Origin of the sequence: Pseudomonas sp. (assembly GCF_050739995.1) — a bacterium.
GTDB lineage: Bacteria > Pseudomonadota > Gammaproteobacteria > Pseudomonadales > Pseudomonadaceae > Aquipseudomonas.
Genome location: NZ_JBOICG010000427.1, coordinates 1 through 2,635 on the forward strand (window position 1 = coordinate 1; position 2,635 = coordinate 2,635).

Consider the following 2,635-nt stretch of genomic DNA (forward strand, 5'->3'; position numbering starts at 1 on the left):
AAGAAACCCTGACTTCCCGACTGATCGACCGTCCGATCCGTCCGCTGTTCCCAGAAGGCTTCATGAACGAAGTGCAGGTTGTCTGCACCGTCGTTTCCACCAGCAAGAAGACCGATCCGGACATCGCTGCGATGATCGGTACCTCGGCTGCCCTGGCCATTTCCGGTATTCCTTTCGATGGTCCGATCGGCGCAGCTCGCGTTGCTTTCCACGAAAGCACCGGCTACCTGCTGAACCCGACTTACGAGCAACTGAAAGCATCGAGCCTGGACATGGTCGTTGCCGGTACTTCGGAAGCCGTGTTGATGGTTGAGTCGGAAGCCAAAGAGCTGACCGAAGACCAGATGCTGGGCGCCGTGCTGTTCGCCCACGATGAATTCCAAGCGGTCATCAAGGCCGTCACCGAGCTGGCTGCCGAAGCCGCCAAGCCAACCTGGACCTGGGCTGCTGCCCCGGAAGCCACTGAACTGCTGGGCGCTATCCGCTCCGAGTTCGGCGCTGCCATCTCCGATGCCTACACCATCACCGTCAAGGCCGACCGTTACGCACGCCTGGGCGAGCTGAAGGATCAGGTTGTAGCCAAGCTGTCCGGTGAAGAAGGCCAGCCTTCCTCCAGCGACGTCAAAGCGGCTTTCGGCGAAATCGAATACCGCACCGTTCGCGAAAACATCGTTAACGGCAAGCCACGTATCGACGGTCGCGACACTCGCACCGTACGTCCGCTGAACATCGAAGTCGGCGTTCTGCCGAAGACTCACGGTTCGGCGTTGTTCACCCGTGGTGAAACTCAGGCTCTGGTAGTCGCGACCCTGGGTACTGCCCGTGACGCACAGCTGCTGGACACCCTGGAAGGCGAGAAGAAAGACCCGTTCATGCTGCACTACAACTTCCCTCCGTTCTCGGTGGGCGAGTGTGGTCGCATGGGTGGCGCTGGTCGTCGCGAAATCGGTCACGGTCGTCTGGCTCGCCGTTCGGTACAGGCCATGCTGCCTGCTGCTGACGTGTTCCCGTACACCATCCGCGTTGTGTCGGAAATCACCGAGTCCAACGGTTCCAGCTCCATGGCTTCCGTTTGCGGTGCCTCCCTGGCGCTGATGGACGCTGGTGTGCCGATGAAGGCGCCGGTTGCCGGTATCGCCATGGGCCTGGTTAAAGAAGGCGAGAAATTCGCCATCCTGACCGACATCCTGGGCGACGAAGACCACCTGGGCGACATGGACTTCAAAGTAGCCGGTACCGCCAAAGGCGTGACCGCGCTGCAGATGGACATCAAGATCAAGGGCATCACCGAAGAAATCATGGAAATCGCTCTGGGCCAAGCCCTGGAAGCGCGCCTGAACATCCTCGGTCAGATGAACCAGATCATTGGTCAATCCCGTACCGAACTGTCGGAAAATGCTCCGACCATGATCGCGATGAAAATCGACACCGACAAAATCCGTGATGTTATCGGTAAAGGCGGCGCGACCATTCGTGCGATCTGTGAAGAGACCAAGGCTTCGATCGATATCGAAGACGACGGCTCGATCAAGATCTTCGGCGAAACCAAGGAAGCGGCTGAGGCTGCACGCCAGCGCGTTCTGGGCATCACCGCCGAGGCCGAGATCGGCAAGATCTATGTCGGTAAAGTTGAGCGCATCGTCGACTTCGGCGCATTCGTCAACATCCTGCCGGGCAAAGACGGTCTGGTGCACATCTCCATGCTGAGCGACGCTCGTGTTGAGAAAGTGACCGACATTCTGAAAGAAGGCCAGGAAGTGGAAGTGCTGGTACTGGACGTGGACAACCGCGGCCGTATCAAGCTGTCCATCAAGGACGTAGCAGCAGCCAAGGCTTCGGGCGTTTAATCACCCTTAAGCTGCACGCTGAAAAAAGGACTCTTCGGAGTCCTTTTTTTATGGTGGCTGGAATGTGAAGCGAAATCAGCCGTTCAGCCTGAACCAAAAACCGCAACTTGCATGCAGGAATGATGGGGTTCATGCAACTTGCACGATTTCGAAAAAAGTAAAACTCAATAACTCATTGTTTTTAAATGATTTTATTTGGTTCTGATACTTGGCACAGCGCCTGCAACATTACTGGTAGCCCTGCGGCATTAACGTTGAAACGCTGCAGACCTCAGAAAAAACAGGAGTTACTCGTATGAAGAAGTTCGCTATCGCTGCTGCAACTGCCACCGCGCTGACCCTGACCATGGCTAACGTTGCGTTTGCCCAAACTTCCCAGTCTCCTATGGTTGTAGCCGCTGGTGAAGTGACCAAGGCCAAAGAAGCGACCTCCGACACCTGGATCACCACCAAAGTGAAAAGTGACCTGGTAACCGAGAAAGGCATTCCTGGCACCGACATCAAAGTCGAAACCAACAAAGGTGTGGTTTCCCTGTCGTCGACTGTCGCAGTGACCGCAGCGCAAAAAACCACCGCGGTGAACATCACCAAGAATATCAAAGGCGTTAAAGCTGTATCGGCCGACGGCCTGAAAGTAGAGTAACGCTCAACGAATCGTCTGAACTAGGCGGCGGCGGCGCGTGAGTTAGTTATCCACTCAATGCACCTCCGAGGTTCATGCGACCGACCACACGGATGTGGTCATTACAGGCCCCGGCACTTGTGTCGGGGCCTGTTCTATTGTGGGG

2 protein-coding genes are annotated in these 2,635 nt (G+C 56.4%); both read left to right on the forward strand.

The window, feature by feature from the left end:
• A partial coding sequence (gene pnp, locus ACRESD_RS14130; protein WP_431751472.1) for a polyribonucleotide nucleotidyltransferase occupies nucleotides 1–1,847 on the forward strand: 1,847 nt, incomplete at its 5' end.
• Nucleotides 1,848–2,142: 295 nt separating this feature from the next.
• Nucleotides 2,143–2,490 (forward strand): BON domain-containing protein, encoded by a 348-nt coding sequence (locus tag ACRESD_RS14135; RefSeq protein ID WP_431751473.1) that lies wholly within the window; start codon nucleotides 2,143–2,145, stop codon nucleotides 2,488–2,490.
• Nucleotides 2,491–2,635: the final 145 nt, after the last annotated feature.